The organism is Bhargavaea sp. GQ12 (assembly GCF_059758705.1).
Window position 1 is genome coordinate 117,489 of record NZ_JCAXEU010000006.1, and the last position, 22,158, is coordinate 139,646.

General features: G+C 54.2%; 22 protein-coding genes. 16 read left to right on the forward strand and 6 right to left on the reverse strand.

Annotated elements, in window-relative coordinates; genetic code table 11:
• Positions 1-31: 31 nt before the first annotated feature.
• On the forward strand, positions 32-1,210 hold the full coding sequence (locus AC6CHQ_RS07800) for an alanyl-tRNA editing protein (RefSeq protein WP_498081278.1): 1,179 nt from the start codon (positions 32-34) through the stop codon (positions 1,208-1,210).
• Positions 1,211-1,256: 46 nt separating this feature from the next.
• Here AC6CHQ_RS07800 and AC6CHQ_RS07805 read toward each other — a convergent pair whose 3' ends face one another.
• Positions 1,257-2,075, reverse strand: coding sequence for a cobalamin-binding protein (locus AC6CHQ_RS07805; RefSeq protein ID WP_251238405.1), 819 nt, complete (start codon positions 2,073-2,075; stop codon positions 1,257-1,259).
• 257 nt (positions 2,076-2,332) lie between these two features.
• Positions 2,333-2,935: a 30S ribosomal protein S4 gene (gene rpsD / locus AC6CHQ_RS07810; RefSeq protein ID WP_092051937.1), complete on the reverse strand. Its 603-nt coding sequence runs from the start codon at positions 2,933-2,935 to the stop codon at positions 2,333-2,335.
• 317 nt (positions 2,936-3,252) lie between these two features.
• Between rpsD and megL the strand changes: the two genes are divergently transcribed.
• Entirely contained in the window at positions 3,253-4,467 is a 1,215-nt protein-coding gene (megL, locus tag AC6CHQ_RS07815) for a methionine gamma-lyase (protein ID WP_251238406.1), read from the forward strand.
• A gap of 66 nt (positions 4,468-4,533) precedes the next feature.
• Here megL and AC6CHQ_RS07820 read toward each other — a convergent pair whose 3' ends face one another.
• Complete coding sequence (locus tag AC6CHQ_RS07820; RefSeq protein WP_251238407.1) at positions 4,534-5,019, reverse strand: free L-methionine (R)-S-oxide reductase MsrC; 486 nt, start codon at positions 5,017-5,019, stop codon at positions 4,534-4,536.
• 157 nt (positions 5,020-5,176) lie between these two features.
• Between AC6CHQ_RS07820 and ezrA the strand changes: the two genes are divergently transcribed.
• The 10 genes from ezrA to AC6CHQ_RS07870 all read left to right on the forward strand — a co-directional run bounded on the left by ezrA (position 5,177) and on the right by AC6CHQ_RS07870 (position 15,500).
• Positions 5,177-6,865, forward strand: a complete 1,689-nt coding sequence (gene ezrA, locus AC6CHQ_RS07825) for a septation ring formation regulator EzrA (RefSeq protein ID WP_177168320.1) — start codon at positions 5,177-5,179, stop codon at positions 6,863-6,865.
• A 77-nt stretch (positions 6,866-6,942) separates the two neighbouring features.
• Positions 6,943-8,070, forward strand: coding sequence for a cysteine desulfurase family protein (locus tag AC6CHQ_RS07830; protein ID WP_251238408.1), 1,128 nt, complete (start codon positions 6,943-6,945; stop codon positions 8,068-8,070).
• A 7-nt stretch (positions 8,071-8,077) separates the two neighbouring features.
• A complete protein-coding gene (gene thiI, locus AC6CHQ_RS07835) occupies positions 8,078-9,283 on the forward strand; it encodes a tRNA uracil 4-sulfurtransferase ThiI (protein WP_424237313.1) in 1,206 nt (401 codons plus the stop codon).
• Positions 9,284-9,364: 81 nt separating this feature from the next.
• Entirely contained in the window at positions 9,365-9,571 is a 207-nt protein-coding gene (locus tag AC6CHQ_RS07840; protein WP_008300213.1) for an alpha/beta-type small acid-soluble spore protein, read from the forward strand.
• Positions 9,572-9,753: 182 nt separating this feature from the next.
• Positions 9,754-11,319: an acyl-CoA synthetase MbcS gene (mbcS, locus tag AC6CHQ_RS07845; RefSeq protein WP_251238410.1), complete on the forward strand. Its 1,566-nt coding sequence runs from the start codon at positions 9,754-9,756 to the stop codon at positions 11,317-11,319.
• Between the two features lie 125 nt (positions 11,320-11,444).
• Positions 11,445-12,356: an EamA family transporter RarD gene (gene rarD, locus AC6CHQ_RS07850; RefSeq protein ID WP_498081279.1), complete on the forward strand. Its 912-nt coding sequence runs from the start codon at positions 11,445-11,447 to the stop codon at positions 12,354-12,356.
• Positions 12,357-12,410: 54 nt separating this feature from the next.
• Positions 12,411-13,421, forward strand: coding sequence for a signal peptide peptidase SppA (gene sppA, locus AC6CHQ_RS07855; protein WP_498081280.1), 1,011 nt, complete (start codon positions 12,411-12,413; stop codon positions 13,419-13,421).
• Positions 13,422-13,433: 12 nt separating this feature from the next.
• Positions 13,434-13,973: an RDD family protein gene (locus tag AC6CHQ_RS07860; RefSeq protein WP_498081281.1), complete on the forward strand. Its 540-nt coding sequence runs from the start codon at positions 13,434-13,436 to the stop codon at positions 13,971-13,973.
• A 29-nt stretch (positions 13,974-14,002) separates the two neighbouring features.
• A complete protein-coding gene (tpx, locus tag AC6CHQ_RS07865; RefSeq protein WP_092051910.1) occupies positions 14,003-14,509 on the forward strand; it encodes a thiol peroxidase in 507 nt (168 codons plus the stop codon).
• Positions 14,510-14,561: 52 nt separating this feature from the next.
• A complete protein-coding gene (locus AC6CHQ_RS07870; RefSeq protein ID WP_092051907.1) occupies positions 14,562-15,500 on the forward strand; it encodes a class I SAM-dependent methyltransferase in 939 nt (312 codons plus the stop codon).
• A 43-nt stretch (positions 15,501-15,543) separates the two neighbouring features.
• Here AC6CHQ_RS07870 and AC6CHQ_RS07875 read toward each other — a convergent pair whose 3' ends face one another.
• Positions 15,544-16,014, reverse strand: a complete 471-nt coding sequence (locus AC6CHQ_RS07875) for a universal stress protein (RefSeq protein WP_251238413.1) — start codon at positions 16,012-16,014, stop codon at positions 15,544-15,546.
• A 215-nt stretch (positions 16,015-16,229) separates the two neighbouring features.
• Here AC6CHQ_RS07875 and ald point away from each other — a divergent pair, with 215 nt between their 5' ends.
• Complete coding sequence (gene ald, locus AC6CHQ_RS07880; RefSeq protein WP_498081282.1) at positions 16,230-17,345, forward strand: alanine dehydrogenase; 1,116 nt, start codon at positions 16,230-16,232, stop codon at positions 17,343-17,345.
• Positions 17,346-17,419: 74 nt separating this feature from the next.
• On the opposite strand, the gene AC6CHQ_RS07885 is transcribed toward ald, so the two are convergent.
• On the reverse strand, positions 17,420-18,514 hold the full coding sequence (locus AC6CHQ_RS07885; RefSeq protein WP_251238415.1) for a M24 family metallopeptidase: 1,095 nt from the start codon (positions 18,512-18,514) through the stop codon (positions 17,420-17,422).
• A 106-nt stretch (positions 18,515-18,620) separates the two neighbouring features.
• On the opposite strand from AC6CHQ_RS07885, the gene AC6CHQ_RS07890 reads away from it, so the two are divergent.
• Together AC6CHQ_RS07890 and AC6CHQ_RS07895 are read left to right on the forward strand one after the other, a co-directional pair.
• A complete protein-coding gene (locus AC6CHQ_RS07890; protein WP_092051896.1) occupies positions 18,621-19,304 on the forward strand; it encodes a metal-dependent hydrolase in 684 nt (227 codons plus the stop codon).
• A 178-nt stretch (positions 19,305-19,482) separates the two neighbouring features.
• On the forward strand, positions 19,483-20,790 hold the full coding sequence (locus tag AC6CHQ_RS07895) for a DRTGG domain-containing protein (protein WP_092051893.1): 1,308 nt from the start codon (positions 19,483-19,485) through the stop codon (positions 20,788-20,790).
• Positions 20,791-20,813: 23 nt separating this feature from the next.
• On the opposite strand, the gene AC6CHQ_RS07900 is transcribed toward AC6CHQ_RS07895, so the two are convergent.
• A complete protein-coding gene (locus AC6CHQ_RS07900) occupies positions 20,814-21,122 on the reverse strand; it encodes a YtpI family protein (RefSeq protein ID WP_092051890.1) in 309 nt (102 codons plus the stop codon).
• Positions 21,123-21,214: 92 nt separating this feature from the next.
• On the opposite strand from AC6CHQ_RS07900, the gene AC6CHQ_RS07905 reads away from it, so the two are divergent.
• A complete protein-coding gene (locus AC6CHQ_RS07905) occupies positions 21,215-22,150 on the forward strand; it encodes a DHH family phosphoesterase (RefSeq protein WP_251238416.1) in 936 nt (311 codons plus the stop codon).
• Positions 22,151-22,158 lie beyond the last annotated feature (8 nt).

Genomic DNA, 22,158 nt, shown 5'->3' on the forward strand with positions numbered 1-22,158 from the left:
TTTGGTTCCGGCATACAGGGAGGGAATGGCGATGCTAAAAGACCGGCTGTACTATCAGGATCCATATCGGACCAGCTTTAAAGTAAATGTTGTCCGTGAGGGGGAGGAAGACGGGAGGCCGTACGCCGTTCTCGAGAATACCGTGTTTTATCCGACGGGGGGCGGCCAGCCGCATGACACCGGCAGGCTGAACGGCATCCGCGTGACGGATGTAGAAGAGATTGACGGCGAAATCCGGCATTATGTGGAGGAGCCGCTGAATGCACTCGTTGCCTCCGGTAAGATCGACTGGATGCGCCGTCATGACCATATGCAGCAGCATACCGGACAGCATATCCTGACGGCTGCATTCGTCGAGACGGCAGGCTGCCCGACAGTCAGCTTCCACCTGGGCAAAGAGGTCAGTTCGATCGACCTGGACACTGAGCTGGTGATTGATGAACAGCTGGATGCTGCCGAGCAGCGGGCGAATGAGATCATTATGCAAAACCGGGCGATCGAGACCCGCTGGGTGACGAGAGAGGAGCTGGACCGCTATCGCCTCAGAAAAGAAGTGGCGGTGGAAGGGGAGATCCGTCTCGTCATTATCCCGGACTTTGACTACAACGGCTGCGGCGGTACCCATCCATACTCCACCGGCGAGGTCGGCCAGCTGAAAATTCTGGGTATGGAGCGGATGAAGAAAAAAACACGAATCCACTTTGTCTGCGGTAACCGTGTCTTGGAACAGCTCGGGAAAAAGAACAGCTTCCTCAAAGAAGCGATCGGACTCCTGAGTGTGCCCGAAGAAGAAACGGCATCGGCGATCAGGCGGCTTCTGGATACCAACCGCTCTTTGGAGAAGCAACTTGCAGAAGCAGCCGACCGGCTGCTGGAAGTTGAGGCACAATCTTTGGCAGCCGGGGGACGGCTGATAAAGGCTTCCTTCAGGGACCGCCCCATCGCGGAGCTCCAGAAACTCGCAAGGGCCGCCGCCGCTCTCAGAGAGGACGCCATTGTTCTGCTCACGGTAAGGAACGGCGAAAAGCTCCAGTTTGTCGGTGCACGCGGCAACGCTGCAGACGCATCCATGAAGCGGGTGGCCGCCGCGGCCCTTGAGGCGACAGGAGGCAAAGGCGGCGGAAGTGAAGCATTTGTTCAGGGCGGCGGCGACATTTCTCTTGGAGAAGACGAACTGCTCGCCATCATGGCAGAATCTATCGGAGAATAAGCAAGGCCCCTTCGGATCCGGCAGATCCGAGGGGGCCGTTTCTGTTTTATGAGGTCACCGGGTTGACCCAATCGGGAAGTTCGAGGTCACTGTACAACTCCGGGTGCAGCATCCCGCCGAGTTTCAGCGCGCCTTCCAGCAGACGCGGAGACGGCCGGCAGTAAAGCCATTCCTCCATGACGTCAATCTGTCCATTCCGCATCGCGCGGAGTTCCGGCCATCCGGGACGCTTGAGGAGCAGCTCTGGCCTGATTTTCTCGGTCCGGACGCCGACCCATGCAAGCAGGATCCGGTCCGGGTCACGGGAGGCGACATCTTCCCAGTCCGTCTGGATGCTGGCAAGCTCAACATCTTCGTATAAATTGCGCCCGCCTGCGATTTGGCTGATTTCGGTGAGCCAGTTTACGCTTCCCGGTGTGAACACCGGTTTCGGCCACCATTCCCAATATAAAGACGGCCTGTCCGAAACGCGGTCCGAACGCCTCTTAAGCTCACTGATGAAGTCCATATATTCCCGGGCGGTGTGCCGGCCCCGATCTTCGATTCCGCATGCCCGGCCGACAGTGACAAGGTCTTCAGCGATATCCTGCAGGCTCTGCGGATTCGTGACGAGATGGGGAATGCCCCGTTTCTCCAGCTCCTCCACATTCCGCTCCATCCCCGGGACGCTTAGCGAAGCAAGGACCAGGTCCGGCCCGAGTGCTTCCAGCCGGTCCATGTCGATCGACAAATCCGGGCCAAGCTTTGGCAGATCCGAAACGGATGCCGGCCAGTCGGAAAAGTCATCCACTCCAACAAGCTGTACGTCTAAGCCAAGGTAGGCGAGCAGTTCCGTGTTGCTCGGGCAAATGGAAACAAGTTTCAATGCTATCCCTCCGTTCAGATAAACCGATTGTAACAGACAATTGGAATCAGCCATCAGACGAGTCGCTACCAATGGGGTGCTGAATTCCCACCAAGCCCCTGTTGAGTCGCAACCATTAGGTTCTGAATCCCTACCAAGCGGCGCCGAATCACTACTAACAGCCTCAGCATCGACGCCGACGGCAATCCCCGTATGAACACAAAAAAGCTGCAGACAAGGAGGAGAACCTCACTTTGTCTGCAGCCTGTAAAAGCTGATTAGCGGTTGTAGAATTCAACGATCAGCGCTTCGTTGATCTCTGCTGCCAGTTCGCTGCGCTCAGGAAGGCGGACGAATGTGCCTTTCTTCGCTTCTGCATCGAATGTCACGTAGTCAGGAACGAAGTTTGTCGCTTCGATCGCTTCTGTAACAGCCGACAGGTTCTGGGAACGCTCGCGAAGCGAGATTTCCTGACCAGGCGCTACGCGGTACGACGGGATGTCGACGCGCTTGCCGTCAACGAGGACGTGGCCGTGGTTGACGAGCTGACGTGCCTGGCGGCGTGTGCGGGCAAGGCCCATGCGGTACACGACGTTGTCGAGGCGCGTTTCAAGCAGGATCATGAAGTTTTCGCCGTGCTTACCAGGCATTTTGCCTGCACGGAGGAAGAGTGTGTGGAATTGGCGTTCGTTGACTCCGTACATGTGACGGAGTTTCTGCTTCTCTTGAAGCTGCATGCCGTATTCCGAAAGTTTTTTACGCTGGTTCGGGCCGTGCGGGCCTGGAGCGTAAGGACGTTTTTCGATTTCTTTGCCCGTACCGCTCAGGGAAATACCGAGGCGGCGGGAGATTTTCCAAGATGGACCTGTGTAGCGAGCCATGGATGACTCCTCCTCTTAAGTTGGTTTTATTTTGAGTAAAATAAAAACCAGATGTGTTCAAACACGGAGCCATTTCATCATCTTGCACCTTCGCCCAGCAGCCAAGGGTTACGCGATGCACCGTTTATCCGGACACTGTCCGGCGTAAAGGGATAAAATGGGCAGCCTTGCTCACACAACTGCTGCGTTTATTTTACACAACGAATATCATACCGCGTGCGTGCGCGGAAGTCAAGAAAGTAGGGAAGTTCCCTTTTTGATGCAAGCAAGATATAATAGTAGAAAATGATAGCGCTTTCAAAATGGGAGGGGCAAAAATGAACAAGAAGGTACACCGGGATACACTCATCATCCACGAAGGCCATGATCCCCGTGATCATCAGGACAGCCTGGCCGTCCCGCTTTACCAGACATCGACTTACGTATTTCCTGACGCGGAGTCGGGAGCGGCCCGCTTTGCAGGCGAGCAGACGGGCAACATCTACTCCAGGTTGACCAACCCGACAGTGAAGGTGTTGGAAGAACGGATCACCGCATTGGAGAAAGGGGCTGGCGCGCTTGCATTCGGATCGGGCATGGCTGCGGTCAGTGCCATCCTTGTCCATGCGACGAAGGCGGGCGACCATGTGCTTTGCACAAGGGGCATTTACGGCTGCACATTCGGTCTGCTGAACATCCTCGAGGACAAGTACGGCATCACGCATGACCTGATCCCGATGAGAAACGAGGATGAGATCGAGAAACATGTCCGTCCGGAAACAAGTGTCATCTATGTGGAAACACCCGTCAATCCGACAATGGAAGTGGCGGATATTCGCGCTGCAGTCAACGTCGCCCGCAGACATGGTCTTAAAGTGATCGTAGATAACACCTTCTGCTCGCCTTATATCCAAAATCCGATTGAACTCGGCGCAGATTTCGTACTCCATAGTGCGACCAAATATATCAATGGTCACGGTGATGTGATTGCAGGCCTCCTGATCGGCGCAGACAGGGAAGAGATCGAGCAGATCAGAATGACGGTGCAAAAAGACTACGGCGGAATCATTTCCCCGTTTGATGCCTGGCTGATGATCAGGGGCCTGAAGACACTGGCCGTGAGGATGGATCGCCATACTTCCAATGCCGAAGCGGTCCTTGCCTACCTGAAGACCGTGCCGGCCGTCCGGGAGGTCCATTATCCGCTGGATGCGGACAATCCGGATGTGGTAATCGCCAAGAGGCAGATGAATGCCGGAGGAGGCATTTTCTCATTCACGCTTGATGGAGGCCTGGAAGAAGCCCAAGCCTTTCTTGACGAGCTCAAGCTCATCAAGCTGGCGGTGAGTCTGGGGGATGCGGAATCGCTTATCCAGCACCCGGCTACGATGACCCATTCTCCAATTCCGGAGGAAGAACGGTTAGCTATGGGCATTACAGACTCGATGATCCGCTTTTCGGCAGGGCTGGAGCATCCGGACGACATCATCGCCGATTTGGAAGCGGCCTTCGCCGCCCTGAAAAAGAAAACGGCAGCGGCCACAACCGAATAATCCCCAACAAAAAAGGACAGCACGGCAATAAGGCCGGCTGTCCTTTTTTTGTCCGGAAACCGGACATTATTTGAGATGCTTCTCGAGTACGCTGACGAACTTTTCCAGTCCCCGTGCGTCCTCTTCCGTGAAGCGGGCCAGTTCAGGTGAATCGATATCCAGCACGCCAAAGACACGGCCGTCGACGATAATCGGAACGACAACCTCGGATTGTGAGGCCGCGTCACACGCGATATGGCCGGGGAATGCATGCACATCCTCGACCAGTTGAGTCTGCCTGTCTCGGGCTGCGGTGCCGCATACGCCTTTTCCAAGCGCGATGCGCACACATGCCGGAAGTCCCTGGAACGGCCCGAGCACAAGCTCATCCTCACCTTCCATCACGTAGAAGCCGACCCAGTTGGTCCGGTCAAGGAACTGATTCAGCAAAGCGGAGGCATTGGCGAGATTTGCGGTGACATTCTGCTCGCCTTCGAGCAGCGCGTCCAGCTGCCTGCTGAGAAGATCATATTTTTCCTGGAGGGTGCCTTCATAATGCTCTTGGGTGAACATATTCGATCTCTCCTTTCAGGGACGGATCCCTGCGTGTTTGATGAATGATGGCGAATCTTGCAAATTCCTGCGAAAAAACAACGGCATAAAATCGTGAAACATGATACTATTAAGGATAATACAGCGTTTACAGTGATTTTGGAACAGGGGGACTATGATGAAGTACGTCATCATTGGGATTATTATTCTCATTGCTCTGATCATCGTCGCCTTCATTATGAGGCGAAAGCATACAGCCGTCATCAACAAGCTTGAAGTGGAGAAGCTTCAGATTCAGCATAAGCCGATTCTTGAACAACTGACAAAAGTAAAGCAGCTGAATATGAACGGCGAGACGGAGGAGAAGTTCGAGCGCTGGCGCGGCAGCTGGACAGAAGTCATGGATGATCACATGCCGGCTATCGATGAACTCCTTTTCGATGCAGAAGAAGCCATCGACCGCCTCCGCTTCCGAAAAGCGACAGAGATCGAAAAAGAGATTGAATCGAAAATCGCTTATGCTGACGGTGAGATGAACCGGATCCTGGAAGAGCTGGATGAACTCATCGGCAGTGAGGAATTGAACCGCGTAGAGATGGAAGATCTGAAAAAACGCCACAAGGCCGCGCGCAAGAGCCTTCTTGCGCACCAGCATTCATTCGGCAATGCCGCCGGACGGCTGGAAAAGCGTCTTGAGTCCATCAGGCCGAGATTTGAAGAGTATGATGAACTGACTGCATCCGGCAATTATCTGAAGGCGCGTGAAACGGTTCTCGGACTATCCGACGAAGCCAAAGAGACGTTTGCACTGATCGAGGACGTTCCTGTACTGCTCTCGGAAATCCAGACAAAGATTCCGCAATCCATCCGGGAACTTCGCGCAGGCCTCCGGGAGATGGAGGATGGCGGATATTTCATTGCCCATCTGAAGATGGAAGAACGTCTGTCTGAAATCGAACGGGAGCTTGACGACCTGAAACTCTCCCTCGAGTCCCTTGAGGTTGCAGAAGTCAAGGAGCGGACGATCCTCCTTGAAGAGGAGATCAACGGGTTCTACGACAAGCTCGAGAAGGAAGTCTACGCCCGCCACTACGTTGAGGAAAATCACGCCCATATTGCGGCGGACCTCGGCGAACTCAGCGCCTTTACGAGGAGCACTGCTGACGAAGCGCGCTTTGTCCAGCAAAATTACCGGCTAAGCGAACAGGAAGCGGCCATTCCGGAAGCTGCGCTTGAGCAGGTGGCCGGAATGGAAAAGCGGTTTAATCTGCTGACCGGCCGGATCAATGCCGGCCAGTCTGCGTCGTCTGTTCTTGAGGAGGAACTGAAGGCCATCGATGAAGAGTCGAAACAGCTTCTGGATGAGCAGGCCCGTTTCTCCGACAGGCTGAAGGAACTTCGCGTCAACGAAACCGACGCGCGTGCCCGTCTGTCCGAGCTTGGAAGAATCCTTCAGGAAACGGACCGCAAGCTCTACAAAGCAAATACTCCTGGAATACCGGAGGACATGGATGTGCGGCTGGAAGAAGCCGAAGAGCAACTGTTCATCGTCAGCAGAAACTTGCAGGAGATGCCGCTTAATATGGCGCTTGTGAATGAAAGCCTTGCAAAAGCGGAAGGCTACATTGACGAGGTGTCCAAGAAAGCGGATGAGATGCTGGAGAACGTCGACCTGATCGAACGCCTCATCCAATATGGGAACCGATACCGTTCCAATCCTGCAATCAACGAACAGCTGGCCGAAGCCGAAGAAGCTTTTCACCAGTGCCGTTACGGTAAAGCGTTGGAAGATGCGGCATCCGCAGTTGAAGCTGCAGAACCAGGCGCACTCAAAAAAATCGAAGTACTTGTCAAACAGGAAGTCTGACGTACATAATAAGTCAGGGAATCAGCCACCTCACAGTCTTGTGACGGTGGCTTTCGTTTGGAAAGGAAGTTTACATCATGATTTATTTTGACAACAGTGCCACGACGATGCCTGATGACCGGGTATTGGATACATTCATAAAATCCTCAAAAGCTTTTTTCGCGAACCCGTCTTCGCTGCACCGGCTCGGGATCGAGGCGGATCGCCTGTTGGCGCGTGCATCGGAGCAGGTGGCTGAGCTCGCCGGCATGTCCGGCGGAACTGTGGTGTTCACGTCAGGAGGCACTGAAGCGGATAACCTGGCCCTTTTTGGCCTGGCGCGAGGCAACCGGGCCCATGGGAAGAAGATTCTTGTCTCTGCCATCGAGCATCCCGCCATCCTCCGGTCGATTCCTCAGCTGGAAAAAGAGGGATTTGAAGTGGGGACCATCCGGGTCGGCAGAGACGGGGTCATTGATCTGGCCGATCTGGCCGATCAGCTAACGTCTGAAACATCGGTCGTCTCCATCATGCATGTCAATAATGAAACAGGCGCAATCCAGCCGCTTGAGGAAGCCGGCAGCCTGATCCGCGCAAAATCACGCGCGGTCTTTCATTCGGATACGGTGCAGAGCTTTGGAAAAGTCGCCATCCCGGTTTCGGAAAATGGGCCGGACGCCATATCAGTTTCCGCGCATAAGATCCACGGCATCGAAGGTTCAGGCGCACTTATCCTGAAAAAACGGCATGGCTTGGAGGCGATCCTGTTCGGAGGCAACCAACAGGAAGGACTTCGGAGCGGTACCGTTCCGGTTGCCCATGCGGCGGCGCTCGCCAAGGCGATGCGGCTGGCCGCGGAAGAGATTGGCCGCGCACCTTATGGAGAGTGGAGAAACGGACTGGTCAGCTATTTCGGGGGCTTTGACAAAGTAATGGTTCTGGGTGCGGAAGAAAATGCCCCGCACATCCTGTCTGTGGCGATCAGGGGCATCAAAGGAGAAATCGCCGTCAATGCCCTTCAGGAACAGGATATCTATGTATCGACATCCAGCGCATGTTCTTCCAGGAGCCGGAAGGAAAGCCATGTGCTTCAGGCCATGGGGGTTCCTGATGACTATCGCCACGGCGTTATCCGGATCAGCTTCGGCCGGATGAATTCGGAAAAGGATATCACAAGATTCAAGGAAGTATTTACGACATTCATGGAAACGATAGAAAGGGTTTGATCCGAAAATGATGTACCACGAAATCATGATCCGTTATGGTGAGCTCTCATTAAAAGGGAAAAACCGGAATGTGTTCATAAGAAAACTGAGAGATAATATCCGACGCATCACAAAAGACCTTCCATCGGTCAAGGTAAAGTCGGAACATGACCGGATGTATCTGATCGCCGATGAAGGCCGGGAAATCCAGGAGGCTCTGGAGCGCCTGCAGGACGTTTTCGGTATCCAGTCATTCAGCCCGGCGGTCCGCTGCAGGGCTGACCTTGAGACCATCAAGGAGACGGCGGAACGTATCCTTTCCGGAATGGATACGGAAGGGAAGACGTTCAAGGTCGAGGTGAGGCGCGCAGACAAGACATTCCCGCTAAAAACTATTGAGCTCCAACAAGAAATGGGCGCTCATCTGCTTCCGCTCTTCCCGAATCTGATCGTCAAAATGAAAAACCCGGAAATCCGGCTGCTGATTGATATCCGGGAAGACGGTGCCTACCTCTCCACAAAAACTATCCAGGGAGCAGGAGGGCTTCCTGCAGGATCCAACGGACACGCACTGCTCATGCTCTCGGGCGGGATTGACAGCCCCGTGGCCGGCTACCTGATGATGAAGAGGGGACTCAAGCTGGATGTGATCCATTTCCACAGCCCTCCGTTCACGAGTGAGCAATCCAAGGAGAAAGTCGTGGAACTTGCGGAACGGCTGAGCGCGTTCGGCACCAGGATCCGGATGCACACCATCCACTTCACAGAAATCCAACAGGCAGTCCAGGATGCGGTTCCATCTGCACTGACTATGACCACCACCAGGCGAATGATGATGAAAATCGCTGACCGGGTCCGTGAAGAAATCGGTGCCAAGGCGATTGTCACAGGCGAAAGCCTGGGGCAGGTTGCCAGCCAGACCCTTTCCAGCCTGAGCGCCATCAATGAAGTGACAGCAACACCGGTGCTCCGTCCGCTCATCGCGATGGACAAACTGGATATCATCAGCATCGCTGAAAAAATCGGGACGTACGAAACGTCGATCCGGCCGTTTGAAGATTGCTGCACGATTTTCACCCCATCCAATCCGGCAACCAAACCGAGAACCGATAAAGTCATTTATTATGAAGGCAATGCGGATTTCGGACCGATGATTGAAAAAGCGGTCGCGGAGCGGGAAGTCATCGTTTTGCCGCTTAAAAAAGACGATGATCCGTTTTCGGAGCTGCTGTAACCTGCCATAAATTCCCGTTGTTTTTCGCTGTATGATTGTCCGTCTCCGGCACATTCTATGTGCACAAGGAGGTGATACATCATGGCAAACAACAACAGCAACAATTCCAACCAGCTTCTCGTACCTGGTGTCCGCCAAGCGCTTGACCAGATGAAGTACGAAATCGCTCAGGAATTCGGAGTTCAGCTGGGTGCCGACGCAACATCGCGTGCCAACGGTTCCGTTGGCGGAGAAATCACCAAGCGTTTGGTTTCGATGGCACAGCAGCAAATGAAGGGCCAACAATAATGTAAGCGAAGGCCGCCCGTCAAAGACGGGCGGTTTTTGAATTGTGCAGTTATTCCCCTGCTTTTATCAAGTGTGCGGTATCCCGGCCGATACATACTAAATTCCGAATACAATTTCTATTTTGAAACGCTCAAATGTTAGGCGTATAATCGGATATGAACATGGAAAAGGGGTGACTGGGCATGAAAAGAGAAGACCTGCTTGCTCCGGAGCGGTACAACCTGGCTTCGGAATTTGAAAAATACGCCGATGATCCGGCGCACAAGGCGCTGATCTGGACAGACGGCCAGGAAACACGGGAGCTGACTTACCGGGAATTGATGGCCCGTGCAAACCGCTGCGCGAATGTGCTTGTCTCACATGGGCTCGGAAAAGGCGATGTTGTCATCGTCATGATGCCCCGGCTGATCGAAGCTTATGTGGCCTATGTGGCTGCCCTAAAAGCCGGCATCGTTGTCATTCCGAGTTCTGAAATGCTTCGTGCGACAGATATCGATTACCGGCTCGTGCATAGCGATGCCAAGGCGATTATCGCCTATGCCCCATTCGCCGATCAGTTTAAGGAAGCCCGGCATATGGACGGCGTTGAGCTGTTCATCGTCGGCGAGTCGGAACAGGGTATCCAGCTTCTCGACGAAATGGAAAAGGCATCCGACCAATTCGCCGCCGCAGAGACGTCAAGCAGTGATATGGCGTTCCTGTCTTATACATCAGGCACTACAGGCAAGCCGAAGGGCGTTGTCCATACCCATGGCTGGGGCTACGCTCACCTGCGGACCACCGCTGCCAACTGGCTCGGCATCGAAGACGGAGACACTGTCTGGGCGACTGCAAGCCCCGGCTGGCAGAAGTGGATATGGTCGCCGTTCCTTGCTGTGCTCGGCAGCGGATCAACAGGATTTGTCTACAATGGGCGCTTTGAGCCGAAAAAATACCTGGAACTCATCGGACAGTACGGGGTCAATGTCCTTTGCTGCACACCGACCGAGTATCGGCTGATGGCAAAAACGGACCAATTGGGCGACTATGATCTCTCTTCGCTCCATAGCGCCGTATCAGCCGGGGAGCCTCTCAATATTGAAGTGATTGAAACCTTCCGCCGAGAGTTCTCGCTCGAAGTCCGTGACGGATACGGGCAGACCGAGAATACTTTATTGGTCGGTACGATGAAAGGCATGGAAGCGCGCCCGGGTTCGATGGGCAAGCCAACACCGGGTAACCGTGTGGAAATCATCGATGATGAAGGAAAGCCATGCGCCGCCGGTGAGGCGGGAGACATTGCGGTACATGTCGATACGCCGGCGCTGTTCAAGGAGTACCTGAATGATCCGGAGCGGACAAGCCGTCAGTTCCGTGGGGATTATTATGTAACGGGCGACCGGGCCAAGAGGGATGAGGACGGCTATTTCTGGTTTGAGGGACGTGCCGATGACATCATCATCTCGTCGGGTTATACAATCGGTCCGTTTGAAGTGGAAGATGCGCTGACCAAGCATCCTTCAGTCAAGGAATGTGCCGTTGTGGCAAGTCCTGATCCGGACCGGGGAAGCATCGTCAAAGCATTCATCGTTCTCAGGAATCCGGAAGAAGCTTCCGAGGAACTCGTAAAAAACCTGCAGGAGCACGTGAAAACAGTCACGGCACCGTACAAGTATCCGCGTGCGGTCGAGTTCCTTGATGAGTTGCCGAAGACCGCTTCAGGCAAGATCATGAGAGTCGAACTGCGTAAGCAGGAAGCCATGAGCTGACTCTCGTCCTCACTATCCTCTCCGTCCGGCGCAATCGGATGGGCATAGGTCAAACCTTCCCCGGGTTGCATCGGGGAGGTTTTTTAGTTTGGTGCGTACGCAGCGCAAGAAAGGAGGGACCGTCCTTGGAAAACAAGGAGAAAGCAGGCATCATCTGGGCGGCCTCCGCTTACCTTATATGGGGAGTGCTGCCGATTTATTGGAAAGCCCTCGGTCATGTGCCGAGCGGGGAAGTTCTTGCCCAGCGGATATTCTGGGCGTCCATCACCACGGGGGTTGTAGTCCTGCTATTGGGACAGGGTAAGCAGCTGGCCATAGATCTGAAAGCTCTCTGGAAAAACAAGCGGGCATTCTGGAGCCTATTCGGGGCTTCCGTCATCATTTCGGGCAATTGGTTCCTGTTTATCTGGGCGGTCAATAACGGCCATATTGTCCAGACCAGTCTGGGATATTACATCAATCCGCTTTTGTCGATCCTGCTCGGGATCGTCTTCCTGAAGGAGCGTCTTTCTGCGCCGGAGAAGGCTGCCGTCGGACTTGCTCTGATCGGAGTCCTGATCATCACATTGTCATACGGCACATTCCCGTGGCTGGCATTCGGCCTTGCGGGGACATTCGCCATCTACGGTTTTGCGAAAAAGACGATTCATCTTGATTCCCTGAGGGGACTGACGATCGAGACGGCATTTATCGCGCCGGCAGCGATCATCTATCTGATCTGGGCGGAGACATCCGGCAGGCTCGTGTTTTTCGAGGCAGACACAAGTACTGTCGTGCTCATCGTATTATCCGGAGCGGCGACGGCTATCCCGCTTGTCCTTTTCGCAAAAGGGGCACAGAGCATGCCGCTGTATCTGCTCGGCTTCCTTCAGTATATCGCGCCTACGATGATGCTGTTTCTGGGAGTCGTGGTCTATGGTGAGGCATTCGGGGCAATTGAACTGATCGCCTTTTCCTTCATCTGGGCCGGGCTGGTCCTGGTGACGGTATCTAAGTTCCGGATGATGAAAAAGATGAGGCCAGCCCAAGAAAAATGAAACGCACCGGGGTTATTGCCCGTATAGAGAGTTGGAAAGGGAGGTAGAAATCACATGAACATGAAACGATGGATCGCTCTCGGTGGGGCCGTGCTTCTGTTCGTCTTCGCGGCTGGCATCAATACTGTATCCTCCATCATGTCGATGAACTGGCAGACGATGATGGAGGACAGTCTTGCGCCTGCCGGCGGACAAATGGAGCAGGTCGTCGAAGAAGGGGACGCGAGGAACCGAATCGCATTGCTCCGGGTAGACGGAATTATCCAGGACACTGGCGCAGCCTCTCCGTTGTTTGCGGCAACAGGATACAACCATCAGGCATTCATGGAGCAGCTTGAGATGATCCGGGAGGACAATTCCGTCAAAGGTGTGGTCCTGTATGTGAACTCTCCGGGCGGCGGTGTTGTGGAATCGTCGGATATCCATGACAAGCTTGTCGAAATCAAGGAAGAAAAGGACATTCCTGTCTATGTGAGCATGGGCGGCATGGCTGCATCGGGCGGCTACTACATTTCTGCACCGGCAGACAAGATCTTCGTACATAAGGAGACACTGACCGGTTCGATCGGCGTCATCATGGAAAGCGTCAACTATGGCGGATTCGCGGAAGAGCACGGCATCGACTTTGTCACGATCAAATCGGGCGAGTACAAGGACATCATGAGCCCGACAAGAGACATGACGGAAGAAGAGCGGAACATGCTTCAGACGATGCTGAACGACTCGTATGAGCGATTTGTCGATGTCATCGAGGCCGGCCGCGGAATGAGCGAAGCTGAAGTAAAGAAATGGGCGGACGGACGGATCATGAACGGCGGGCAGGCAGTCGAGGCCAAACTGGCTGATGAAACCGGTCGGCTGGAAGATGCAATTGCCGGGCTCCGGGAAGACCATGGCCTGGATAAAGCCCAAGTTTTCGAATACGGCATGGATGCGGGCTTCGGCTCACTGTTCGGGGTAAAGATGCAGTCGCTCTTCCAGGGTGATCTGGAAAGCCGCATCATCGGACAGGTGCTGTCCGACTATAACTCGCCGCGCATGATGTACCTGTACGGTGAAAAGTGAGGAGGGATTCAAATGACAGAACCAATTCAAGGAACCGGTCATCTGTCCGGATCCTTTCCTGAACCGGAGGAATTCCGGCATGCCTATGCAGGGTTCTGGATCCGCTTCTGGGCGTATCTGATCGACCTGATCGTCCTCGGATCATTCAGCATGCTGGCAGTGCGTCCGCTGTTCAGGCTGGCAGGTCTGGAAATTGCACCTGAAGCCTGGTATGCGCCGTACAATCTGCTGACTGCCGCTGTCTTTTTCCTTTATTTCATCCTCATGACGAAATACTTCGGCCAGACAGTCGGCAAGATGGTTACCGGCATTCGGGTTATCCGCAGGGATGGCGGGCCGCTGGACTGGAAGACGATCCTGTTCCGCGAATGGATCGGCAGGTATTTCTCCAAGACATTGGCGGTTCTCTACCTCGTGGTCGGCTTCACCCCGAAAAAGGAAGCGTTGCACGACTATATCGCAGATACACTCGTCATCCATGAAGAACGTTACCGGAAGGCTGAGCGGCCACGCGGTTATGCGAACCGTTTGCAAGACGGTCACGCACTCTAGTACACTGAGTGAAAAGGAGGCGTTGCAATATGGCTCAAGTTACATTCAAACAACAACCGGTTACACTCCTCGGCACAGAAATCAATGTGGGTGACGAGGCACCGGACTTTACAGTTCTCCAAAATGATCTGACTCCCTTCACGCTAAAAGACACGGAAGGGAAGATCCGTCTCATCAGCGTCATTCCGTCGATCGATACGGGCGTCTGCTCGACACAGACAAAACGCTTCAACGAAGCGGTCACCGATCTCGGCGATGACGTGACGGTTCTGACGATTTCCGCAGACCTGCCATTCGCGCAGGCGCGCTGGAAAGCATCGGAAGGCCTGGACAATGCCCATACACTTTCCGACCACCGCGACCTGTCGTTCGGCACGGCGTACGGCACTGTCATGAAGGAGCTGCGCCTCCTGGCACGGAGCGTCTTCGTAATCGACAAGGACGGTAAAGTGGCCTATGTCGAATATGTTCCGGAAGGCACAGACCACCCGGACTACGACAAAGCCATCGACGCAGTCAAGAAACTGGCGGAATAAACAAAACGAAACCCACTCCGGCGAGTGGGTTTCTCATTTGCGGAGGATGACCATGGAAACCAATACAGAACAGATCTTCAACTTTCTCGACGGGCACGCCGAGAGGATATCAAAAAAAGAGGGGACGCTTTATCTGGAAGCCGTGCTTGAGACAGTAAGGGCATGGGCTGACGGGAAAATTTCCCCCGAAGCGGACCAGGCAGAAAAGGAAGAAGTGCGAAAGGGCCTACAGCTTGCCATGCTGAAGGGCATGAAAGAAAGTGCCCAGCCGAACCATCAGATGACCCCGGATTCCATCGGTCTCATTGCCGGTTACCTCGCAGACCGGCTTTCAGGCGGCAAGCCGTATATCACCCTGTTCGACCCGGCAATCGGCACAGGCAACTTGCTGTATACTGTCATGAACTTCATGGACGGACGTACTGCGGCGAGCGGATCTGAGATCGATGATCTGCTGATTCAGCTCGCGGCTGCTTCTGCCGACCTGCTGGCGCAGCCGGTGACCCTGTATCACCAGGATTCACTTCGTCCGCTCATGGTCGACCCGGCAGATCTTGTTATCACGGACTTGCCGGTCGGTTATTACCCCGACGATGAAAACGCGATGAATTACAATCTTAGGGCGGAGGAAGGCCATTCCTACGCTCACCATCTGTTTATCGAGCAGTCGATGCGTCACCTAAAAAAAGGCGGTCACGGGATCTTTGTCGTGCCCGCGAACTTGTTTGAATCGGAATTTGCGACTCAGCTCCACACATTCCTTAAAGACGAGGCGGAGATCCTCGGTGTCATTGCGCTGCCGGAAGGTCTCTTCAAGAACCGCGCAAATGCCAAGACCCTGCTGCTTCTAAGAAAACCGGACGGCCGGACGGGACCGAAACCGGAAGTATTGCTGGCGCAGGCGCCAGATCTGAAAAATGCCAATGCAGTCACTGCCTTTTTCGGAAAAGTGGATGCTTGGGCTGAAGAAAACGGTTATCAAAAGAAATAACAAAAGGGATGTGCAGCGCGTATGCTGCACATCCCTTTTTGGGTTATTCGGCAACCGGCCCTTCACCGGGCAGTTCCTCTGTCCGGACTACGAGCACGTCACACTTGGCACTGCGGACAATCGTCTCCGAAATTGAGCCGATCAGGAAGCGTTCGACGGCATTTAGGCCAGTTGCACCGCAAATAATCAGATCAGCGTGTACCTTTTTGGAGATGTCACGAGGAATCATCGTCTTAGGGGAACCATATTCAACAACGATGTTGACATCTTTTACACCGGCTGCTTCAGCTTCCTTCTTGTAGTCGGTGAGGAGTTCATCAGCAAATTTCTGGGCACGATCTGCAATGGAGCGGTCATATGCCTCGACCGCGGCAAACGAACGCGTGTCGATGATGTTCACGAGGTTAAGTGTGGCGTTGTTCCGCTTTGCAATGCCGACCGACTTCTTGAAAGCCCATTCGGCTTCCTTCGAACCATCTACTGCAACAAGCAGATTTTTGTAATTTAATGTCATATCGTTCCCTCCCTACTTTTTACTATAGTACTTTTTCGGGGTAAGCATTGGCGAATCCTGCATAGCCTTGGAGGGAACAGTGGCAAAATTGTGGCGGTTCAAATAAAAAGCGCTTCCGCCCCAAAAAAAGAGTGGTATGATGGAACTGCAGAAACAGGGGACAAGCGGTCCTTCTGCCCAACAACCAAGGATAGACATACGGGAGGGTTTAGGAAATGCGTATCGGTATACCAAAAGAAATCAAAAACAATGAAAACCGCGTGGCGATGACACCTGCAGGAGTGGTAACGCTGAAATTGGCGGGCCACGAAGTCCTGATTGAAACGGGAGCGGGAGAAGGTTCCGGCTTCACAGATACAGACTATCGCGACGCGGGGGCGGCCATCGTCGAATCAGCGCGTGAAGCCTGGGATGCGGAAATGGTGATGAAAGTTAAAGAGCCGGTCGCATCCGAATACCAATACTTCCGTGAAGGGCTCATCCTTTTCACTTATCTCCACCTGGCGCCGGAAGAAGAGCTCACTGCGGCGCTGCTCGAAAACAAAGTCGTCGGCATCGCCTATGAGACTGTTCAGCTGCCGAACCGCTCACTGCCTCTTCTCTCGCCAATGAGTGAAGTGGCTGGCCGCATGGCGACACAGATCGGTGCCCAGTTCCTCGAACGCATCCACGGCGGTAAGGGGATTCTCCTGTCCGGTGTACCGGGCGTGCAGCGCGGAAAGGTTGCCGTCATCGGCGGCGGCATGGCGGGCGCGAACGCTGCCCGCGTTGCGGTCGGAATGGGAGCGGAAGTTACCGTTATCGACTTGAGCCCCGAGCGTCTCCGTCAGCTTGATGACCAGTTCGGCAACGACATTCAAACACTTATGTCGAATCCGTTCAATATCGCAGAAGCGGTGAAGGACGCGGACCTCGTTGTCGGAGCGGTCCTGATCCCGGGCGCGAAAGCTCCGAAGCTCGTTACGGAAGATATGGTCAAGTCGATGCAGCCGGGTTCCGTGCTTGTCGACATCGCAATCGACCAGGGCGGGATTTTCGAGACAAGCGACCGTGTGACGACACACGACGATCCAACTTATGAAAAACATGGCGTTGTCCATTATGCAGTTGCCAACATGCCCGGCGCGGTGCCGCGGACGTCTACAATGGCACTTACGAACGTCACCGTTCCATACGCGCTCCAAATAGCCAACAAAGGCTGGAAGCAGGCAGCGCTTGACAATGAAGCGCTCCGCAAAGGATTCAATACGCTAGAAGGCCATGTAACTTACAAAGCTGTTGCAGAAGACCAGGGCCGTGAATACGTCCCGGTCGATTCGCTGCTTCAATAATAGGAATGCAAAACCGCCGAAGGAATTTTCCTTCGGCGGTTTTGCTGTATTCGTATTGCAGGCTGCCGACGTGATCAGCCGATGATCTGGAGTTCTTTCGGGAATTGCGTCAGAACTTCTACACCGTCGGCCGTGACAACAACGTCATCCTCGATCCTGACGCCGGTGATCTCCGGATGATAGATGCCCGGTTCGATTGTAAAGACCGTGCCTTCCTCCAGTTCCATCTCGTTGGAACCATGAAGGGAAGGGAATTCATGAACTGAGATTCCGAGACCGTGCCCGAGACGGTGGGTGAAGTACTCGCCGTAACCCGCTTCTGTGATCACATCACGTGCAATCTTGTCGAGGTCCATGGCGCGGATGCCCGGTTGGACTGCTTCCACGGCAGCCTGCTCGGCACGCCGGACAGTTTCATAGATTTCCCGCATTTCGGCCGTCGGTTCTCCGAATGCCACCGTCCTGGTGATGTCTGAGCAGTAACCTTCCCAGACCACTCCGAGGTCGAACAGGATAAAGTCCCCTTTTTGGATTTTCCGGCTGCCTGGCTTGCCGTGCGGGGAAGCCGTTTTTTTACCGCTCAGCACCATCGTGTCAAAGGACATATGAGATACGCCTTTTTTCTTCATTTCGAATTCGATGGCCGTCAAAATTTCCAATTCCGTCTTGCCCTCCGCGATTTCACGGCAGCCGACTTCAACCGCGTAATCGGCCAGGCGTGCGGCCTCGCGGAGTTTTTCGAGTTCGGCTTCATCCTTGATGTTCCGCATTGCATTCAGCTTGCTGTCGAGCCCTGTGAATGCAGCTTCCGGATAAAGCTCTCTCAGGCGTTCGTAACGTTCGACATTCATATGGGACTTCTCGATCGCGATGAGGGAGGGAGCGATGCCCCGTTCTTTGACGGAACGGGCGACAATCTCCCATGCGTCATCAGTATCTTCATGGCCCACTGCATCGCCTGTCCAACCGGCCGCCTGGACGTCCGGCAGTTCCATCTTCGGCGCGATGACGAAAGGCTCGGCATCACGGAATACCGCGACTGCCAGAAGCCGTTCATGAGGGTTGCTCTTGAAGCCCGAAAGATAAAATACATTGTCCGGGGTTGTGATCAACGCAGTGTCAATACCGTTTTCGTCCATGTAACTTCTGATTTCCTTCAACTTTTCCAAAGCGAACACCAGCCTTTCTGCTTGAATCCATCATAGCAAAAAGAAGGATTCGCCGCACACCCTGTCGAAACATGCCGGGAGCGAACAGTGAAAGGGGAATGCGTTCATGAAAGTATCCTACCACGGTCATTCCGTCGTTAAGATCAAGACGGAAAGCCATACAATCCTGATTGATCCATTTATTACAGGCAATGAGTTAACCGACCTGAAGGCCGACGAGGAAAATCCGGATGCCATCCTTCTGACGCATGGGCACGGGGACCACGTGGGTGACACGATTGATATCGCCAAGCGTTCCGGTGCTCTTGTCGTCGCGCCAAACGAGCTGGCTGTCTGGCTTGGCTGGCAAGGAGTAAATGTTCACCCGATGCATATCGGCGGCGCGAACCAATTTGACTTCGGAAAAGTGAAGTTTACCCAGGCCTTCCACGGTTCTTCCTTCATCAAGGAGGACAGCCAGGAAATCATCTATACCGGTATGCCTGCGGGGATCCTGTTCACGGCGGAAGGTAAGACGGTCCACCACCTCGGTGACACGGGCCTCTTCTCTGATTTGGAGCTGATCGGAAAGCGTCACCCGGCGGACATCGCCTTTGTCCCGATCGGGGATAATTTCACGATGGGACCGGAGGATGCCGCTTATGCGGTCGGTCTCATCAAGCCGAAACTCGCCGTGCCGATCCATTTCGACACCTTCCCGCCGATCAGGCAGGATCCTGAATCATTCAAGGAGCTAGTGGACGGTACCGAAGTCCGGATCATGAATGCAGGCGACTCAATCGAACTTTGAGCCAATCAATTGAAGCGCAGGACTTTTGAGGATTTTTCGATCACGGACCTTGTCCCAATGTCCCGTCCGAGATTTCAGCGGCCAAAGCGGAACCCCGTTCTTCAGGGGTTCTTTTTACTTTTCAGCCACCGCCACTATGGTAAGATGGAATCATCAGAAGTTGGGAAAAGGTGACGACGTGGCGACAAAACATGAGAAAATTCTGCAATACATCGAGAGCCTGCCGGTCGGCGACAAGATTTCCGTCCGCCAGGTCGCCAAAGAGATGTCTGTCTCAGAAGGGACAGCCTACCGCGCCATAAAGGAAGCGGAGAACCGGAAACTCGTTAATACGATCGAACGGGTCGGGACGATCCGGATCGAACAGAAAAAGAAGGAAAACATCGAACGGCTGACTTTCGCCGAAGTGGTGAATATCGTTGATGGACAGGTGCTTGGCGGCCGCAACGGCCTTCATAAGACACTGACGAAATTCGTTATCGGTGCGATGCAGATGGAAGACATGATGCGCTACACCGATCCGGGCAGTTTGCTGATTGTCGGGAACCGCCTGAAAGTACACGGCAATGCGATCCGTGCAGGTGCGGCAGTGCTGATCACCGGAGGGTTTGATGCATCGGATGAAGTGAAAAAGCTTGCCGATGAGATGGAACTGCCGATCATTTCAACCAGTTACGACACGTTCACCGTGGCGACGATGATCAATCGTGCGATCTACGACCAACTGATCGAAAAGGACATCCTGCTCATAGAGGATATTATTGTGCCGATCAGCCAGACGGCGACATTGGATGCTGACGACCTGGTGTCCGATTTTCATGCGCGCAATAAAACAACATCGCACGGCGCTTTCCCGGTGACAAGCGGCAACGGCCGGCTTGTCGGGATTGTTACGGCGAAGGATGTGATCGGGATGGACGGCGAAGTCCCGATTGAGCGTGTCATGACCCCGAAGCCGATTTCTGCGGGGATGAAGATGAGTGTCGCATCGGCCGCCCACCGTATGATTTGGGAAGGAATCGACCTGATGCCGGTCGTCTCGACAGGGGACAGGCTAGTAGGGGTAATCAGCCGCCAGGATGTCCTGAAGGCGCTCCAGGTCGCACAGCGTCAGCCCCATCAGGGCGATACCTTCGAGGATCTTGTGCGCTCGCAGATGGAGGAAGACCAAGAAGCTGAGTCGACTCTTCTCTTTACTGTGACACCACGGATGACAAACCCGCTTGGGTCACTGTCACACGGTGCACTGACGATCATGCTTTCCGAGGCGGCCGATCAATTCCTGAAAAAGCGGAAGCGCGGAGAAAGCGTCATTGAAAGTATGTCGGTCTATTTCATGAAACATGTCCAACTCGGCTCTACAGTCCGGATCAGACCGGAACTGCTTGATATGAGCCGGCACTTTGCCAAGATGGAGTTTACTGTGCATAGCGGTGACGTGATCGTCGGCAAGGCGATGATGATGCTCCAAGTATTTGAACGATAAAAAAAGTGATGCACAGATGTGCATCACTTTTCATTCAGACGTCTTTCCTCTTCAAGGAAGCCGGCATAGTGCTTTCTCGCCTTGAAGTTATGGACAAAGACATAAAGCCCGAGCAGGACGAATACTGCGGAGACCAGGTAAACGGCCAATCCGCCGAACAGGAACAGCTGGCTCACGCCGAACAGCATGATAAACGCCCCAAGTGCGGCTGAAGCGCTGCTCCGATGGTACTGCCGCTCCGCCTGAAGAGTCGTGCGGAACTGTTTCGTCTTGAAATACAAGTAGGCAACCGCCGCGAAAATAATGAGTGCGGTTAAAATCAGATTAAGCATCGAATCCCTCCGGTCAAGCAAAACTGTTCTCATTGTATCTCGATTTTTGCCGGATTGCGAAGGGAAAAGACCGGTGGATGGGGGGAACAAGCTTGAAACGACAAATCATTGACACAATTGAACGCTACGATAGGGTCATCATCCATCGGCATGTACGGCCGGATCCCGATGCTTACGGATCCCAGCTCGGGCTGAAAACGCTGATTCGTGACAATTATCCGGGCAAAGAGGTTTTGGCGGCCGGAGACCATGATTTCTCGCTGGACTACCTCGGCAGTCCGGATGAAGTGACAGAGGCCGACTATGAAGGCGCTCTGGTCATTGTGACCGATACGGCGAATACCGCAAGGATCGATGGCGGCCATTATGGCAAAGGGGCCGAGCTCATCAAGATAGACCACCATCCAGATGATGATCGGTACGGCACCTTGCGTTGGGTGGAGCCCGAGACAAGTGCAACAAGCGAGCTGATTTACAGGCTGTTCAAGGAAGGGGAACAATCGCACGGCTGGAAGATGAGTGAGGAAGCCGCCCGCCTGCTTTACGCGGGCATCATCGGTGATACCGGCCGCTTCCTGCATCCATCGTCCGGACCGGAGACATTCCTTGCAGCGGCTGAGCTTGTGTCACACGGCTTTGACCGGCCATCTCTCCACAATGCCATGTACGAGATGGATGCGCCGCTTCTGAGGCTGAACGGTTATATCCTTCAGAATCTCGAAGTGGACAACGGTGTGGGTGTGGTCAAGATCACGTCAGAGACGATGGACGAGTTTGGCGTCACTGCTTCGGACACGGCAAAACTGGTGGGAGTGCCAGGCGGTGTCAAGGGGCTGATCGCCTGGGTCTTCCTCGTCGAAGAGGAAGACCAGATCCGGCTGCGGTTCCGGTCCAAGGGTCCTGTCGTCAACGATCTGGCACGGCGGTTCGGAGGAGGCGGCCATGCGCTCGCTGCCGGCGCATCAGCGAAGGATTGGGCGGAAGCCGAGCTTGCCGCAGAAGCCCTGAGGGAACTTTTCAGATCATAACAAGGGAG